Source organism: Pseudomonadota bacterium (assembly GCA_039028935.1).
GTDB lineage: Bacteria > Pseudomonadota > Gammaproteobacteria > Steroidobacterales > SZUA-146 > SZUA-146.
Map to the genome: position 1 here is coordinate 1 of JBCCHD010000029.1, position 16,270 is coordinate 16,270.

A 16,270-nucleotide genomic window follows, 5' to 3' on the forward strand; every position below is an offset into this window, starting at 1 on the left:
GTCGACGAACGTCACCATCTGCGTCTTGTTGGCCAGCTCCAGACCATCGATGATCTTGGCGGTCGCGCCATCGCCGAGCGCAGCGAGACGCTCGATGGCTTTCTCGGCTTCCGGCGTATCGTGATGACGCAGGGTAATAAGCTGGTTGACCAGTTTATCCGCGCGCAGACCGCTAAAAAGTTTCATCGACACCTTCAAAAGTCGGAGCTGTGTGACGCGTGGCGAGTGTCAGCGCTCGCCGCGCGCTCCCTGGAGGACCGCAAGCGCGGCCGACTGTCCATAATCTCGCGTAATAGTAACAAATATATCAACTTCTTATGGCATCGAATGTGATATTTTTTGACCTAGCGCACAGGTCGACGAGCCGCTGTCGCCGCCATGCTGGCCAGCAGGTCGCAAGGCGCGTATAACAGGTCGCCGAGTGGCCGGTGCATTTAGACCGGTTTAAGCCGTTATCGCCCGTTTTTGCTCTTTCTGGAGGTGTGCATACGCATGGAATCGTCATTGGAAACCTGGCGAGCGCCCCTGCTCGAACTCACGCTGGCACCGTTCGATGAGCCACTGTCGAGTTTGGCCACCGTGTCGGTCAATCAGACCGCTGAGGCGCCGAGGCTGGCGATTGAGTTTGGCGTACCGGTGGCGCGAAGTGAGGCGGCGCTGCGCGAGCAGATTGCCGAGAGTCTCCCCGCCCTCGATCAGTCTCAGCTCGATCTGTCCTTCCAAATCAAAACGCACGCCGTGCGGCGCAATCTCAAGCCGCTGGGCGACATTCGCAATATTATCGCTGTCGCCTCGGCCAAGGGCGGAGTGGGCAAGTCGACAACGACGATTAATCTTGCGCTGGCGTTAGCCAGCGAGGGTGCCCGGGTCGGCGTGCTGGATGCCGATATCTACGGCCCGAGCGTACCGCGCATGTTGGGCGTTGCCGACAGTCGGCCGCGCAGTGACGACGGCAAAATCATTCAACCGGTCGAAGGGCATGGGCTCAAGTGCATGTCCATCGGCTTTTTGGTCGATGAAGATCAGCCGATGGTCTGGCGCGGTCCAATGGTGACGCAGGCGCTGAGGCAGCTTTTGAACGACACGGCCTGGGGTGAGCTGGACTATCTCATCGTTGACATGCCCCCCGGGACGGGCGACATCCAACTCACGCTGTCGCAGCAGGTGCCGGTCAGCGGCGCGATAATTGTCACGACACCACAGGACATCGCGCTGCTGGACGCGCGCAAGGGGCTGAAGATGTTCGAAAAGGTGGAAGTGCCGGTGCTCGGCGTGATTGAGAATATGAGTGGTTATTTGTGCCCCAAATGCGGACATGAGGCTGACATTTTTGGGTCGGGTGGCGGTGAGCTCATGGCGCATGCGGATTCGGTGCCGTTTTTAGGTGCGGTGCCGCTCGATATTCGCATTCGTCAAGAGCTCGACGCGGGCCACCCGACGCTGATTCAAGACCCCGATGGGGAATTGGCCACTCGCTATCGACACATGGCGCTCAAAGCGGCGGCGAAACTTCGCGCGGGTGGCACCGATTACAGTCGGCTGTTTCCCAATATCGTGGTGGAGAACAGCTAGTTCCGCCGTTCGCGGCTCGATCGGTGCGTCGCCGGCACGTTCAATTTGCGCATCAAGTTAGTGTAAGATCGCGGCGGTTCGGTTACCACGCGGACCGATGCGTAATACCGGGTGTGGGATGATCTTTTCTTAACGAGGACACAGTGTGACCATTAAAGCTGACCGCTGGATACGCGATATGGCCGAGAATCACGGCATGATCGACCCCTTCGAACCGGGTCAAATTCGCACTGTCAACGATCAAAAGGTGATTTCGTATGGCACGTCGAGCTATGGCTATGACGTGCGCTGTGCGGAAGAATTTAAGATCTTTACGAATATCAATTCGGCAATTGTCGATCCGAAATCATTTGATTCGAGCAGTTTCGTCGATATGAACAGCAGCGAATGCATCATTCCACCGAATTCATTCGCCCTGGCCCGCACCGTGGAGTATTTTCGTATACCGCGTAACGTGTTGACAATTTGTCTTGGCAAATCGACGTATGCGCGCTGTGGCATCATCGTGAACGTCACACCCCTGGAGCCGGAATGGGAAGGCCACGTAACGCTCGAATTTTCCAACACCACGCCGCTGCCGGCGCGTATTTATGCGAACGAGGGTGTGGCGCAGATGTTGTTTTTTGAGTCAGACGAAGAGTGTGAGACGTCCTATGCCGACCGTGCGGGTAAGTATCAAGGACAAAAAGGGGTGACGCTGCCGCGGGGTTAGTCCCACTCTGACAGGCCTCGAAGACGGCGTGCGGGCGTGGATCGGGCGCCGGCCTAGCGCTCTGTTGGCGCTTGATTGTCGTCGTTGACCGTATCGATCTCCGCCGGCGTTTTTTCCGGTGTCTCGTCACCGTCATCGACGGTGTTCTGGCTAGACGAATGACCGCCACTCACAGCGTCGGCCACGCCAGATTGAATCCGTGTCGCCGTGAGCACCGTACGGGGTTTGTCGTTTTTAAACTGCGCCATTTTCACGGTCGCGAAATCATGCTCTTTGGCAAGCCAAATGTGATAATGACGGGACGACCCCTCGCGCTGTTGTTTAATCTTGATGGTGTGAAAGCGGCCAGCGGGCGTATCCAGCAGCTCTTCACCCAGCGGCGTATAGCGATAGACTTTGATCGCGTCGCGATCGAGAAGCCGGTAGGTCTCGCGCATAGCGTTTTCGCCTAGGTCGCGCATGAGTAGCGCTTGTAACGCCAGCCGATCCGCCAGAGGGTGATCAAGTTCTAACTCAAACGTTTCCTCCTTGTATCGGCTCACTGCGCGACCGACTTCCCAATCAAATTCGATCGCACGGTTGCGCTTACCTGAGCTTGAACCATCGTCAAACTCGTAATCGATACCCCGCATGTCGTTGTCGCCGGTAAATTCAAAACGCGAATGCTCAATTACCGGCGCACGTCTTAATAGTGCGGCGAAGCCACGTGGGTGCGTGGTTGACGACATGGAAAACGAATCGCGGTTGATGCGCGTGAGCATGACGGTCGACTCGGCAACGCGCGCGCCGGAGTAATGAACGTCGTACACCGCAATAAACGGGGTGGGGCGGTCACCCGCTAGGGTTGATGCGGCGACAAACAGCGTGAGAATGAGCAGAATGTGGCGCTTGGGATCAATCATCGCGAATCCATGAGTTTGTTTGCTCGTCGACGCGGCCACGCAATGGTACGTCCAGCGCCACGTCATCGAGCCAGGCTCTTCCTTCCTTTTGCCGCAGTCGCCCGTGTGCAAACCAGTCAATGACCGTGGGGTAAAGCACTCGCTCGGCGCGCTGAACGCGCGTGGATAACGACGCGGGCGTATCGTCATTTTCTACCGTCACGACCGCCTGTGCAATCAAAGGGCCGCCATCGAGCACGTCATTGACAAAATGAACCGTGCTGCCGTGTTCCGAACGTTGGTCGGCTAACGCCCGCGCATAGGTATCCAGTCCTGGATAAAGCGGTAGCAGTGAGGGGTGAATATTGAGAAGTCGGCCATCGAATGCGCGCACAAAGTCGGGACTGACAATGCGCATAAAGCCGGCCAACACCACCAGGTCCGGATCGGTGCGTTCAACCGCCTCGAGCAGAGCCGCATCAAACGCCGGGCGCGAAGCAAACGTGGAATACGGCACGCAATGCGTGGTGATACTGCGTTGGTGAGCGCGCTCAAGACCATAGGCGTCGGGATTATCACTGATCACGTGTGTGATGGCGACGCGTTCGTTGGTGGCGGCCTCGATCGCGGCGAACGTCGTCCCGCCGCCGGATAATAAAATAGTGGTTCGCATCGGAAGCGATGAGGTCAAGTTAAGACTCCAACATCAACGCATCGCCGTTGCGCGCCGCGACTTCTCCGATCTGCCAGGCGTGCTCGCCGGCATCGGTGAGTTGCTGGATGGCATCGTCTGCTCGGTCGCCGGGCACAAAAACAGTCATGCCCACACCGCAGTTGAAGGTGCGCAGCATTTCGTGATGCGCAATGTTGCCGGTATCTTGCAGCCAACGGAAGATATCGGGCATGGCCCAGGTCGATTCATTAATCACGGCGCAGACCGCGTCGGGTAAAACACGCGGAATATTTTCCAGCAAACCACCACCGGTGATGTGCGCCAATCCATGAACCGGCATTGCGCGGAATAAACTGAGTAACGGTTTCACATAGATACGAGTAGGGGCCAATAGCTCGGCGACGGGCGGCGCATCAAGGCCTTCATCACGTGCCATATCGAGAAGCTTGCGAATGAGCGAGTAGCCATTGGAGTGCGGACCACTTGAGCCGAGCGCAATGATCGCATCACCCACGCCAATCTGGCTGCCTGTAATGAGTTGATCCTTTTCCACCGCGCCGACACAAAAACCCGCTAAGTCGTAGTCGTCATTGGCGTACATGCCGGGCAACTCGGCCGTTTCGCCGCCGATTAGCGCCGCGCCGGCAATCTCGCATCCTTTCGCGATACTCGAGATGACCTCACTGGCGGTATCGACGTCAAGATGACCGGCGGCATAGTAATCCAGAAAAAAGAGGGGTTCAGCCCCTTGGACAATCAGGTCGTTGACGCACATGGCAACGAGATCAATGCCCACGCCGCGATGGTCGTTGTGCGCCAAGGCGAGTTTCAGTTTGGTGCCGACCCCGTCGGTGGCGGCGACCAGCACGGGTTGTCGATAGCGCGCCACATCCAGCTCAAAGAGAGCGCCAAAACCGCCGAGACCGGAGAGCACGCCAGGTCGTCGCGTGGCGGCCACGCGCGGTTTAATGCGCTCAATGAGCGCGTTTCCAGCGTCGATGTCGACGCCGGCACTTCGATACGTGACTGGGGTTTTTGTCGTCATGCTGATTGTGGTTTCGCTAGATTGGGTTGAGTGAGGCGTGAGCCGACGGGCGGTTCACGGGTTTATTGGCAAATCCGTTGCGTGCATTGTAGGCGTTTCCAAGCTCGAATTAGCGTTGCCAATGTGCGCCTCGTTGACCCATGTCATGGCGCAGTAAAACGGCAAATCCAGTGCCAGGCAGTGCCTGCTGAGCGCTTTTTTAACGCGCCGCTAGTACCCATCTTCAAATGGCGGGTAGAATGGCGTAATTGTACACTACGCGGTCGCCGCGCGCGGGACCGGGGAGCACGAACTTGTCGTATCCGAAATGCTCGATTGGCCTACGCTGGGCCGTGTGTCTGGTGCTGGCTGTCGTTGGGTCAGCGAGCGTGGCGGCACCCGCGGGCAATCTGTTTGCGGCCGAGGTGCCGATCAGCGAGCGAACGCAGGACGCTCAAAAAGCCGCAATGCGTCAGGCGCTTGCCGTTGTCATGGTCAAAGTCTCTGGTAGCCGGTCGATCGCCCGACAAGCCAATGCACAGTTGATTCTTGACGATGCTCAGGGCTTCGTGCAGCAATATCGCTACACGCCAAACAATACGCTTCTCGTTGCGTTCGATGGGCGCAAGCTTCAAGCCGATATGCGCACTGCGGGACTGCCCGTATGGGGGGCCGATCGGCCTGCCACGCTCGTCTGGCTGGCGATCGATCGCGGTGACGGCGAGCGCCAGCTAATGTCCGCCGCGGATCAGGGCGAGATCCGTACTGAAATCGAAACGCTTGCCGCCGCCCGTGGCATTCCGTTGGTCTGGCCACTGTATGATTCCACTGATCGCGCCCAAGTTGAGGTGGCGGATGTCTGGGGTGGTTTCACGGATAACATTGTGGAGGCATCCCGACGCTACGGAACGGAGGCCGTGTTGGTCGCGCGCATGAGCCAAGGCGCATCCGGTTCACTCTATGGAACATGGGCGCTGAATCTTGAGGGCGAAGCGGATAACTGGCGCGGTAACTTCGAGAACAGCATCAACCGTCTCGCTGATTTTTACGCGCAGCGTTTGGCGGTTTCGGCGGCGGATGGGCCCGCCACGCGTGTGCCGATGACGATCAGTAACCTCACGAGTGCCACCGCGTATGCCGAGGCGATTAATACCGTGCAGAAACTCAGTGCGGTGGAGCGCATCGATGTGGTTCAGGTCATGGGCGATCGCGTGGTGCTAGAGCTCAGTCTGCGCGGCGACGCCAACCAGGTTAGTCGGGCACTCGGCCTCAGTCGATCTTTGCGACCGGATCCGGACAGTGCCGGTACGCTCGCGTATCGCTTCGGTCGCTGATGCTCAAACATATCCCAAATCTGTTATGTGTGGCCCGGATTTTTTTGGTGCTGCCGCTGCTCATGCTCATGTTGGAGGGCGAGTACTTTTGGGCGTTCGTTATTTTTGCGGTGGCCGGCATTACCGACGGACTCGATGGGTTTTTGGCGCGACGCTTCAATTGGCGCTCTCAGCTTGGCGCAATCCTAGATCCGATTGCCGACAAGTTTCTGATGGTGTCTGTTTTTTTAGTACTGGCCGCGACCGACATGGTACCGGTGTGGCTCGCGCTGCTGGTGATCGGTCGCGATTTGCTCATCGTCACAGGTGTGGTGTGTTACCGCACGCTCATAGGACCGGTGGCGGCGGATGCCTCGATGGTGAGCAAGTTCAACACGCTCGTGCAGCTGGTTTTTGTGCTCGCGGTACTGGCCAACGCGGGCACCGGCGTGCCGCGCGAACTTTGGGTGACGTTTCTCGGCGCCATTGTTGCGGCAACGACCTTGGTCAGTGGACTGGATTATGTGCGCGAAGGCATTGTGCGCGTGTGGGCTAACAACGATTCGGGATTGGAAGGAAAAGGAGAAGCCACGTGAGTGACCAACGACTGATCACACTCGCGCTGATTGCGGCAGGAGGGTGGCTGCTACTGCAACTGGCGCCCATTCTAACGCCGTTTGTTGCCGCTTTTTTGTTGGCGTATCTGGGTGATCCGCTGGTCGATCGACTGGAAACCTACAAACTCAAACGCACTCCTGCGGTGATGGTGACGTTCTGTCTGACGTTTTTGTTTCTCGGCGCGGTGTTTTTTCTTCTTGTCCCAATGGTGAAGAGTCAGGGTTCTGCGCTGGCCTCAAAACTGCCCGAATACGTGCGCTGGATCGAGAGCCATTGGATGCCCACGATCGTGGAGTGGATCGGTGCGAATACCGACGGCGAATCACTGGGCCTGGCGGCGGTTTTAAGCGAATACGGCGATAAGATCGCTCAGGTTCTGACCGGTGCATTGGGCACAGTTGGGCGATCAGGTGGCGCGCTGTTTACCGGTCTGTTCAACATTATTCTTATCCCGGTACTGTCGTTTTACTTGCTTCGAGATTTTGACGTGATCGTGCAAAGAGCCGGGCGCTTAGTGCCGCCGAGTCGGCGCAAGCGGGTATTTTTGATCGCGCGCGAATCGGATGTTGCTCTGAGCAATTTTTTAAAAGGCCAAACGGTGGTCATGCTGGGCCTGGCGGTGATCTGGTCGGTTGGACTGACGATCGTCGGACTGGATCATGCGCTTGCGATCGGTGTGTTGTCCGGAATCTTGAGCTTTGTGCCGTATCTGGGTCCGGCGGTGGGTGTCATTCTCGGTGGCATCTCAGCGCTCGTGCAAGGATCTGATCTGTGGATGTTGGCGGGCGTTGCGGTGGTCTTTGTGGTGTCGCAGGGCATTGAAAATTATTTCCTAACGCCCAAATTCGTCGGTGACCGGATTGGGTTGCATCCCGTTATGGTGATTTTCTCGGTCATGGCGGGTGGGCAACTGTTTGGCTTCTTCGGTGTGCTGCTGGCGCTGCCGGTTGCGGCGGTTGTTACGGTATTCGTGCGGCATTTTTATGAGTGGTATGGCGAGACGCCCGCTGTCGCGACAGACCAACCACCACCCCGTTCCGCGGGGGTGGCAGGGAGTAATACCACTGCCCCCTTTGATGCCGCATCGGGTGCCATCGCCTCGGTCGAGTTACCGAACACCGAGGACGCCGATTTATCGAACGTGACGGAATCGCCGCCGCCGCGTAAGACGGACGCCGATCCTCCCGATGCGTGACCAGCAGTTGCCGCTACGCGTCAAGCTTCCCGACCATGCGGTGTTCGACAATTTTTATGCGGGACCGAATGAGGAGCTGGTCGCGTATCTTTGTGATCAACCGCAAGCGATGACATGGGTATGGGGCGAGCCGTCGACCGGCAAAACCCATTTGCTGCAAGCGTCGGCCGCGCGCTTTTCGCAGTCAGCGTATTTGCCGCTAGCCGACGTGCAGCACTATGGGCCGCGCATACTCAGTGGGTACGGCGCTTTTGATCAAGTGTGTTTGGATGACCTTGATCAGGTGGTAACCGATGACGCCTCGTCTTGGGAAGATGCCTTGTTCGAGCTGTTTCAAGATCTCAGCGAACGCGGCGCGACACTCATCGTGGCGTCACGCGCAGCGCCCCAGAACGTGGCGCTCTCGATGGCGGATTTGAAATCGCGCTTGTTGTCGGGGCCCGTTTATCGCCTACAGGTACTCGATGATGACGAGCGACTCAAAGCGATGCAGCTGCGCGCGTGGCGACGCGGTCTAAAACTGCCGGATGCCACAGGGGAGTATTTGCTCAAGCGCTTGCAACGCGACATGAAGAGTCTCTGTGACTTTTTGGATCATTTGGATACCGCCTCACTGGTGCGTAAAAGCAAGCTTACAGTGGCATTGGTTAAGGCGACGCTCGACGCTCGGCAAGACGCGCATTCAGCGCCTGGAGCACAAATTTAAGAATCGCTAGATAGACGAGCGCCAGGCCGAGCACGACACCGGCCATCACGCGCTCGTCTGCCACGGCAATGTGCGTGATCGCGAACGCGACGTACAGCATGAGCACCAGCGCGGCATAAAAAAACGGCTTGGGTTGCAGCGTCGCCATGCAGGCGAGCGACACGATCAGCGGTACCAGCGACACGCCAATCACGACCACCGGCCAGTCGGCCTGCCAGCCCAATACACTCCAAGTTGTTGCGACGCCGGCAAACAAAACTAGGCCAGCCGCTATCCAATGGATGGGCCTCATGATGAACGACCGGATTGCAGTTTCAGCGCGAGCGTTGCCAGTCGTTTGCCAAGCGCTCGGCAAAGGGCCTTTTCATCGTCGCTCATGTCGCTTTGCGAACTGTAAAAACTGGGTCCATACGGTGTGCCGCCGGTAATCGTTTTCATGAGCGCTTTTTCAGTGTAGGGCAAGCCGGTCATCAGCATGCCGTGATGGAGTAAGGGCAGCATCATCGACATGAGCGTGGTCTCTTGTCCGCCGTGAATGCTTGAGGCGGACGTAAACACTCCCGCGGGTTTATCGATCAGTTCGCCGCTGAGCCACAGTGACGAAGACGTATCAATGAAATACTTAAGAGGCGCCGCCATATTACCGAAACGAGCCGGTGAACCGAGTGCTAACGCACTGCACATGCGAAGGTCGTCGAGCGTGGCGTAGGGCGCGCCGGCGTCTGGAATGGCCGGTTGCGTGTCTTGCGTGTCGAGTGCCGGTGACACGGGGGGGACGGTTCGAAGACGTGCCTCTATACCCTCCATCGATTCGATGCCGCGCGCAATGAGCTGCGCCATCCGTTCTGTGGCGCCAGTGCGAGAATAGTAGAGCACTAAGACAAACGGTGTCATGGCAACAGGCGCTCGATATTCTCGATGGGTCGACCGATACGGGCTTGGTCGTTGACCACAACAATCGGTCGCTGCATTAAGGCCGGTTGCGCGATCAGCAGTGCGATTATGTCTTCGCGCGACAACGACGCCGCATCCCGCTCGAGCGCTTTGAACAAGGGATCCGATGCACGTACCAATGCGATGGCTGGCTCATCGAGTTGGTCGAGTAGACGATTGAGCGCAGCGTCGTTGAGGGGCTGGTTCAGATACTCGACGCAGGTATGCGCCACCCCGCGTTCGGCCAATAACGACTGGACCGCACGCGACTTTGAGCAACGCGGATTGTGGTAGAGCACAACAGACATAGGGATCCTTTTGTGTGAGCCGCTTATTATAGGCCGGAGCTTGACCTAATCGCGACGCGTTTGCTAGTTTGCTCGCATCTAGGTCTAGGCAGGTGGCTGTATGCGCGCTTTGGTGGCGTCAAGGTTTCGTTGGCTCAAAGTTGGGTGGTTGCTCGTGGCGCTCGGTTTGGGTGCGTGTGCAACCAATCCGCCGTACCAGGAAATGAGTGATGCCCGTCAGGCGGTGGCCGCTGCCGAAGAGGCCGGTGCTCGCGAGACAAGTCCCTATCTGTTTCGCCTAGCCAATCGACATCTTAGCAATGCGCGCACCGCGATGAAGGAACGACGGTTTAACGCGGCGCGTAATGAAGCCGTACTGGCTCACCGCAAAGCGACCGAAGCGCTTGACGAGTTGCAAACGTCGGATCGCGATTAGGGCGACGCATTCGCGACATCGCGTTGGCCGGTTTTGCATCGAAAAGGCGACCAACATGACCATTCCCTCTACTCACCAGTGCCGACGAATGCGCGTGACCGGGCGCGTGCAGCGCGTCGCTTTTCGCGCGCACACAGCGCGCGAGGCGCTTAGGCTCGGACTCGTGGGTTCGGCGACAAACCAAACGGATGGCAGTGTTGTCGTGATCGCTCAGGGATTGCCGACGCAACTCGATGCGCTGGTGGCGTGGCTCCATAAGGGGCCTGCGCTCGCGCGTGTCGAGGCGGTGGAGTGTGACACCATTGAAGTGGATCCGACGCTTGACGGTTTTGCGCGTCGATAAGGTCGGTGGACTGTCGGTGCCGCTAGCGCTTGTACCAGCGCTCGCGCAGTCGCTTGAGTACCTTGTCCGAGTACACACGTCGACCAACACTGCCATTGTAGCGCGCCAGTCCTTTGGCCAAATCACCGCGTTCGCGATCGATATACAAGCGCAGTATGGTGCAGCCAAAACGCAAATTGGTGGGCACATCGAACAGGTTGTCGTCCGGCCGCCCAATTTCTTTGAGCCAGAACGGCATGATTTGCATCATGCCGCGGGCACCCGCGTACGACAGCGCATAGCGATCAAAATTACTTTCAATATCGATCACGGCGAGAATCAACTCGGGCGGTAAATCAACGCGGTGTGCTTCCGCGTGAACGAGTTTGAGCAAGTCCAGCCGCTCTTTGTCGTCAGGCATTTTGCGTTTGAGTCGATGGGACATATCGACCAGCCACACTTGCGCGTCGTACTGGTCCTCGAACGTCGAGGAATCGTTGACCGCCTCGCGGAGTAACGCCCGGAACGACTCGTCCGGTCGCTCGGTGGTGGCTGACCACACGGGCAATGTGGCCATCAGCGCCAAACCACACACCAATGCCTTGCGTAGGCATTGGCCGGACGGCGATGGTTGGTGGGCAAGGTAGGTCATATCAGTCCAGGATGGATTTGAGCTCCGTGGCGTCAATATCCCGCGGTTTATCGTCGCTCCGTCCCTTGTACTCGAGCGTGCCGGCATCAAGGCCGCGATCGGTGACAACCAGGCGGTGTGGAATGCCCAATAATTCCATGTCCGCAAACTTGATTCCGGGACGTGCGTCACGGTCGTCCAGCACCACTTCGTACCCGTTTTCAGTAAGTTGTTGATAGAGCGCGTCGGCGGCCTCACGCACGCGTATCGATTTGTGCGCATTCAGCGGCACGATGGCGATTTGAAACGGCGCGAGTGCCTCGGGCCACAAAATGCCCTTATCGTCATGATGTTGCTCAATGGCCGCCGCCATTACTCGGCCGATGCCAATGCCATAACACCCCATCAGCATTGACACATTGCGGCCCTGCTGGTCGAGCACGGTGGCGCCCATTGATTCGGAGTATTTGGCGCCGAGCTGAAAAATATGGCCGACCTCAATGCCGCGCGCAATGCGAAGCGTGCCTTGACCGTCGGGTGACGGATCGCCGTCGATCACGTTACGCAGGTCCGCGGCGCGCGCGAGTGGCAGATCGCGGTCCCAACAAACGTTTGCGTAGTGGTAATCATCCTTGTTTGCGCCGCACACGAAATGGTCCATGGCGAGCACCGCATGATCGGCGATAATATCGATGTCCAATCCGACGGGGCCGACAAAACCTGGGCTGCACCCGGCGGCGCGCGCAAGTGCCTCAGCGCTGGCCAATTTGATCGGCGATACCACACCCTCCAGTTTGGCGGCCTTTACCGTATTCAATTCGTGGTCGCCGCGCACGAGCAGCGCCACCACCGTTTGGTCGACGCCCTCGACGAGCAAGGTTTTGACGCACTGTTCGGGGGCCACCTTCAACAGATCGCACACGGAAGCAATGGTTTTTGTACCGGGCGTTGAGACGTTTTCCATCGGGGCGTCCGCGGGTTGTCTCGCGGTCGCCGGTGGCACCGCCACCGCCATTTCCAGGTTGGCGGCGTAGTCGCTATCGGTGGAGTAGGCGATCACATCTTCGCCCGACGCGGCCAACACCTGAAACTCATGTGACACCGCGCCACCGATGTTGCCGCTGTCGGCCTGCACCGCTCGAAAGCGCAACCCAAGGCGGGTGAAGATCGCGGTGTAAGTGTCGTACAGAACATCGTAGGTGTCTTGCAGCGATGCTTGATCGATGTGAAAAGAATACGCGTCTTTCATAATGAATTCGCGCGCACGCATCACACCGAAACGCGGTCGGGTTTCGTCGCGAAATTTGGTCTGAATTTGGTAGTAGGTGACCGGCAACTGTTTGTAGCTGCGCAGTTCCCGTCGGGCGATATCGGTAATCACTTCTTCATGCGTTGGGCCATAGCAAAAGTCGCGTCCACTGCGGTCGGTCATGCGCAGTAGTTCATCGCCCATGGCGTCCCACCGCTGGCTCTCCTGCCATAATTCCGCGGGCTGAACCGCCGGCATCAGTACCTCAAACGCCCCCGACCGATTCATTTCCTCGCGTACGATGCGTTCGATTTTTTGCAGAACGCGCAAGCCTAGCGGTAACCATGAGTACAAACCGGCCGCGAGCTTGTGGATGAGACCGGCGCGAAGCATCAGCTGGTGGCTGCTGATTTCCGCGTCACTGGGGGTTTCTTTGAGCGTGCCAAGAGGCAATTTCGATAAGCGCATGGTTTCGCCGAGCATTAAGTTAATTGACCAGGGCGTGATTGTAGCGACTGCCAGACTGGCATGCACCTCGCGTGTGAGCGATGTCGCCAAATTGTGCATCAAGAGTTGATTTTGTCCACATCCGGGCGTAGCGTTAGCGCCCCGTCACCCCCGGGCGAGAATGATCCACGAAGGGGGCGGAGCACGGATAAAGAACGCTATACGAGGCTCACACCAACCAGCTCGATCGCTGTCGCGCCATCAACATTGTGAACAGTACGCTCAAAAACCATTACACCTGCCGCGCGGCGTCTGACCGCGCCGCGGCAACCCACGGGATTAACGCGCCGCGTCCGCGCTGATTGGCTATGCGTCAATTTCCGCTCATTGCTCGAGAGGGCTGGCCATTTATTCTGGCGGTGTTGTTGTTGCTGATCGGCTCATTTCGTTTGGGCGGGTTGCCGCTGGTGCTGCCGTGCATGGTTCTGCTGTTGTTATTGGTGCTGTTATTTCGCGATCCCCATCGAGATGTGCCCTCGAAGCCGCTGGCGGTTGTCTCTCCTGTAGACGGTCGCATCTTGTCGGTGGAACCGACTGATAAAGGGGTGCTTCAGCGTGAGTCGATTCGTATCGTGATCCGGATATTCGCGGTGGGGGCCTACACAGCCCGCAGTCCGACCGAAGGCAAAGTGCTCAATCTCATCGACAATCTGACCGATGGGTCGAGACTATTGGGAGTGGGTGGGCTTTGGGTGCGCACCGATGAGCGTGACGATGTCGTCGTCCTCATGAAGGGGCGAAGAGGCTGGTCTCGCCCCGTCTCGTTTGTCGGTTATGGTGAGCGTCTCGGTCAGGGGCAACGCTTTGCGTTTATGCGGTTGGCGCGACAGGCTGAAATCTATGTGCCAATTAACAGCAAACTGCAGGTTAAGCAGGGTGATCGGGTTCGTGCCGGATCAGATATACTCTCAATGTTCGTTCATAAATAACTATAAAATATAGATAAAATAGTTCTATAATTGACGTTAAGTGCCGTTTTCACACCGGCTGTGGCATTATTCGCTCTCGCCTAGGAACGACTATGAAACGCAAGCATTCTCAACGCGCATCGCGGCGCCCAGCCCGCCGGGGGCGCGGCATTTATTTACTGCCCAATCTGTTTACGACGGCCGCATTGTTCGCTGGCTTTTTTGCCGTCATTGTCGCGATGCAGGGCGACTTCCAGTCGGCGGCGATCGGCATTCTCGTCGCGATGTTTCTCGATGGCCTGGACGGGCGTGTGGCGCGATTGACGAACACGGCCACCGATTTTGGCAAGGAATACGACAGCATGTCGGACATGGTGTCATTTGGTCTTGCTCCCGCACTTGTGGTGTATCAGTGGGCCGCGCAGATGATGGCGGGCATGCCGTCGGCGTGGGGTCGCCTCGGCTGGCTGGCCGCCTTTTTCTATACCGTGGCGGCGGCGCTGCGTCTCGCGCGATTCAATAGCAACACCGACACCACCAGCGGGCACTATTTTCAGGGCCTGCCTAGTCCCTCGGCGGCGGGTTTGGTCGGAAGCTCTCTATGGCTCGCTACGGATTTAGGGTTTGAGGGGCCCATCGTGCTGGCCGGCGCGTATGCACTGACCATTTTTGCCGGTGGCTGTATGGTCAGTAATTTCCCGTATCGCAGTTTCAAAGATTACAACCTGGTTAATCGGGTCGGATTTCGGCATCTGTTGTTGATACCGGTGTTGTTTATTGTGATTGCCGCTGATCCGCCGCTCACACTGACCGGCATTTTCATGCTTTACGCCATTTCCGGACCGCTGCTCTACCTCTGGAAACGCATGCGTGGCATGCCGCTCGATTTACCAGCGGTTTCGTGGTTTCGCCGGGACTTGGAGCCTGGGAATGACAGTGATGGTGTGGACAATGATGACGACCGCACTGGCACCGTCTGACGCGGAACGATGAGTCACGACGCGCGCTCGGCCGAACGTATTCGGCGTCTGCAGCTAATGGGGATAGCCGTATGGCAGGACCGAGAGCGGATTCAGTCGATCGCCGATACGGACGCCGCCGAGCCGATTGTGGTGGCCTCGCTGGACGACAAGGCCGCGCGCCCACCATCGTCTCGCCCGCCGCCCGTTCCGTCGATGGCGACAGCCAACGCTCCCGTGTCGACAATCGATTGGCGAACATTAGACTGGCAGCAGCTTCGAGCGGCGGCCGCCGGCTCAGCGTGTGGTCAGTGCGGCAGTCGCTACGATGCGGTGTTGGGATCAGGCAATGCGTCCGCCCGCATCATGATCATCGACGAAGCAGGTGGCAGTGATGGCACGCACCGCGGTGCGGCCGCGGATGGGCAAGCAGGGCGGTTATTTGGCGCGATGCTTCAGGCGATAGGTGTGCAGACGGCCGATGTGTTTTTTGCCCAAATGCTTGATTGCGCGCAGTCGGGCGCCGACGCGGAGGCGGCCTCGACCTGTCGCGCCTTAGTCGACCGACAAATCGCCTTGGTCCAACCGGATTTACTCATCACATTGGGCCGGCTGGCGACGCAACAACTTCTTAAGACTAAAAAATCGTTGGGTCGATTGCGGGGCCAGATTCACCAATATGGTGATGCGCAAATACCGCTTGTCGCAACCTATCATCCGGCTTATCTTCTGCGCTCACCCGCGCAGAAGCGCAAGGCCTGGGAAGACCTTCTTATGAGTCAGACAATTATCGCGTCGAGCACGACGGAGCCGGCATCGTGAGCGCTGCGATGGACAGTCCTGCGCTGCACGTTCGTCCGATGACTGAGTCTGATGTGCCGCGGGTAATGGAAATTGAAGCGGATGGCTATGACTTTCCTTGGACGCCTGCGATTTTTCTGGATTGCCTGTCCGCCGGCTACCACTGCTCGGTCTTAACCTGCGATGAGGTCGTGGTGGCCTACGCCATTGTGACGGTGGCGGCGGGTGAGGCGCATTTATTAAACGTGTGCGTTCACAGTGAGCGCCGAGGCCAAGGTTGTGGCAGCCTTTTGCTCAGCCATCTGATCATGCGGGCACGTCAAGCCGGCGCCGACGATTTGTTTCTGGAGGTGCGCCCGTCCAATCGTCGCGCGCTAGCGCTGTATCAACGCTACGGTTTTCGCAACATCGGAACGCGACCGAGCTACTATCGCGCGATTGATGGGCGCGAAGACGCCCTGGTGCTGACGCGCGCACTGAGCGACGACGAGCCGTCCGTCTTCACGTCACTCAGTGCCACCGGCCGACACGCGCACTAATTTT

21 protein-coding genes are annotated in these 16,270 nt (G+C 58.1%); 12 read left to right on the top strand and 9 right to left on the bottom strand.

Features of this window, described 5'->3' with window-relative positions; all coding sequences use genetic code 11:
- On the bottom strand, nt 1–186 hold a 186-nt coding region (locus AAF465_12815; protein MEM7083604.1), incomplete at its 3' end, for a hypothetical protein.
- A 306-nt stretch (nt 187–492) separates the two neighbouring features.
- Here AAF465_12815 and apbC point away from each other — a divergent pair.
- On the top strand, nt 493–1,572 hold the full coding sequence (gene apbC, locus AAF465_12820) for an iron-sulfur cluster carrier protein ApbC (GenBank protein MEM7083605.1): 1,080 nt from the start codon (nt 493–495) through the stop codon (nt 1,570–1,572).
- A gap of 145 nt (nt 1,573–1,717) precedes the next feature.
- Nucleotides 1,718–2,284 (top strand): dCTP deaminase, encoded by a 567-nt coding sequence (gene dcd / locus AAF465_12825; GenBank protein MEM7083606.1) that lies wholly within the window; start codon nt 1,718–1,720, stop codon nt 2,282–2,284.
- A 53-nt stretch (nt 2,285–2,337) separates the two neighbouring features.
- On the opposite strand, the gene AAF465_12830 is transcribed toward dcd, so the two are convergent.
- Genes AAF465_12830 through purM form a run of 3 tightly spaced genes read right to left on the bottom strand, consistent with a single transcriptional unit; the run spans nt 2,338 to nt 4,883 of the window.
- Nucleotides 2,338–3,186, bottom strand: coding sequence for a DUF3108 domain-containing protein (locus tag AAF465_12830; protein MEM7083607.1), 849 nt, complete (start codon nt 3,184–3,186; stop codon nt 2,338–2,340).
- Nucleotides 3,179–3,856 (bottom strand): phosphoribosylglycinamide formyltransferase, encoded by a 678-nt coding sequence (purN, locus tag AAF465_12835; GenBank protein MEM7083608.1) that lies wholly within the window; start codon nt 3,854–3,856, stop codon nt 3,179–3,181. The genes AAF465_12830 and purN overlap by 8 nt, the downstream gene beginning before the upstream one ends.
- Nucleotide 3,857: 1 nt before the next feature.
- Nucleotides 3,858–4,883: a phosphoribosylformylglycinamidine cyclo-ligase gene (gene purM, locus AAF465_12840; GenBank protein MEM7083609.1), complete on the bottom strand. Its 1,026-nt coding sequence runs from the start codon at nt 4,881–4,883 to the stop codon at nt 3,858–3,860.
- A 293-nt stretch (nt 4,884–5,176) separates the two neighbouring features.
- Between purM and AAF465_12845 the strand changes: the two genes are divergently transcribed.
- Genes AAF465_12845 through hda form a run of 4 tightly spaced genes read left to right on the top strand, consistent with a single transcriptional unit; the run spans nt 5,177 to nt 8,694 of the window.
- On the top strand, nt 5,177–6,196 hold the full coding sequence (locus AAF465_12845; GenBank protein MEM7083610.1) for a DUF2066 domain-containing protein: 1,020 nt from the start codon (nt 5,177–5,179) through the stop codon (nt 6,194–6,196).
- Nucleotides 6,196–6,771 carry a CDP-diacylglycerol--glycerol-3-phosphate 3-phosphatidyltransferase gene (pgsA, locus tag AAF465_12850; protein ID MEM7083611.1) on the top strand — a complete coding sequence of 192 codons (576 nt, stop codon included), beginning with the start codon at nt 6,196–6,198 and terminating at the stop codon, nt 6,769–6,771. Before AAF465_12845 ends, pgsA begins: the two co-directional genes overlap by 1 nt.
- A complete protein-coding gene (locus tag AAF465_12855; GenBank protein ID MEM7083612.1) occupies nt 6,768–7,988 on the top strand; it encodes an AI-2E family transporter in 1,221 nt (406 codons plus the stop codon). The genes pgsA and AAF465_12855 overlap by 4 nt, the downstream gene beginning before the upstream one ends.
- Nucleotides 7,981–8,694, top strand: a complete 714-nt coding sequence (hda, locus tag AAF465_12860; protein MEM7083613.1) for a DnaA regulatory inactivator Hda — start codon at nt 7,981–7,983, stop codon at nt 8,692–8,694. The genes AAF465_12855 and hda overlap by 8 nt, the downstream gene beginning before the upstream one ends.
- On the opposite strand, the gene AAF465_12865 is transcribed toward hda, so the two are convergent.
- The 3 genes from AAF465_12865 to AAF465_12875 are packed head-to-tail and all read right to left on the bottom strand — an operon-like array spanning nt 8,636 to nt 9,935.
- Nucleotides 8,636–8,986: a hypothetical protein gene (locus tag AAF465_12865; protein MEM7083614.1), complete on the bottom strand. Its 351-nt coding sequence runs from the start codon at nt 8,984–8,986 to the stop codon at nt 8,636–8,638. The two genes, hda and AAF465_12865, sit on opposite strands and share 59 nt — an antisense overlap.
- On the bottom strand, nt 8,983–9,588 hold the full coding sequence (gene wrbA, locus AAF465_12870; protein ID MEM7083615.1) for an NAD(P)H:quinone oxidoreductase: 606 nt from the start codon (nt 9,586–9,588) through the stop codon (nt 8,983–8,985). The genes AAF465_12865 and wrbA overlap by 4 nt, the downstream gene beginning before the upstream one ends.
- Nucleotides 9,585–9,935 (bottom strand): ArsC/Spx/MgsR family protein, encoded by a 351-nt coding sequence (locus AAF465_12875; GenBank protein ID MEM7083616.1) that lies wholly within the window; start codon nt 9,933–9,935, stop codon nt 9,585–9,587. The genes wrbA and AAF465_12875 overlap by 4 nt, the downstream gene beginning before the upstream one ends.
- Nucleotides 9,936–10,035: 100 nt before the next feature.
- Here AAF465_12875 and AAF465_12880 point away from each other — a divergent pair, with 100 nt between their 5' ends.
- Together AAF465_12880 and AAF465_12885 are read left to right on the top strand one after the other, a co-directional pair.
- Complete coding sequence (locus AAF465_12880; GenBank protein MEM7083617.1) at nt 10,036–10,350, top strand: DUF4398 domain-containing protein; 315 nt, start codon at nt 10,036–10,038, stop codon at nt 10,348–10,350.
- Between the two features lie 55 nt (nt 10,351–10,405).
- Nucleotides 10,406–10,693: an acylphosphatase gene (locus AAF465_12885; protein ID MEM7083618.1), complete on the top strand. Its 288-nt coding sequence runs from the start codon at nt 10,406–10,408 to the stop codon at nt 10,691–10,693.
- Nucleotides 10,694–10,715: 22 nt separating this feature from the next.
- Here AAF465_12885 and AAF465_12890 read toward each other — a convergent pair whose 3' ends face one another.
- Nucleotides 10,716–11,324 (bottom strand): lytic transglycosylase domain-containing protein, encoded by a 609-nt coding sequence (locus tag AAF465_12890; protein ID MEM7083619.1) that lies wholly within the window; start codon nt 11,322–11,324, stop codon nt 10,716–10,718.
- A 1-nt stretch (nt 11,325) separates the two neighbouring features.
- Nucleotides 11,326–13,020, bottom strand: coding sequence for a proline--tRNA ligase (locus AAF465_12895; GenBank protein MEM7083620.1), 1,695 nt, complete (start codon nt 13,018–13,020; stop codon nt 11,326–11,328).
- A 347-nt stretch (nt 13,021–13,367) separates the two neighbouring features.
- Between AAF465_12895 and AAF465_12900 the strand changes: the two genes are divergently transcribed.
- The 4 genes from AAF465_12900 (at nt 13,368) to rimI (ending at nt 16,266) form a co-directional block, all read left to right on the top strand.
- A complete protein-coding gene (locus tag AAF465_12900) occupies nt 13,368–13,988 on the top strand; it encodes a hypothetical protein (protein MEM7083621.1) in 621 nt (206 codons plus the stop codon).
- 92 nt (nt 13,989–14,080) lie between these two features.
- A complete protein-coding gene (locus AAF465_12905; protein ID MEM7083622.1) occupies nt 14,081–14,947 on the top strand; it encodes a phosphatidylcholine/phosphatidylserine synthase in 867 nt (288 codons plus the stop codon).
- 9 nt (nt 14,948–14,956) lie between these two features.
- Nucleotides 14,957–15,748: a uracil-DNA glycosylase gene (locus AAF465_12910; protein ID MEM7083623.1), complete on the top strand. Its 792-nt coding sequence runs from the start codon at nt 14,957–14,959 to the stop codon at nt 15,746–15,748.
- Nucleotides 15,745–16,266, top strand: coding sequence for a ribosomal protein S18-alanine N-acetyltransferase (rimI, locus tag AAF465_12915; protein MEM7083624.1), 522 nt, complete (start codon nt 15,745–15,747; stop codon nt 16,264–16,266). Before AAF465_12910 ends, rimI begins: the two co-directional genes overlap by 4 nt.
- Nucleotides 16,267–16,270 lie beyond the last annotated feature (4 nt).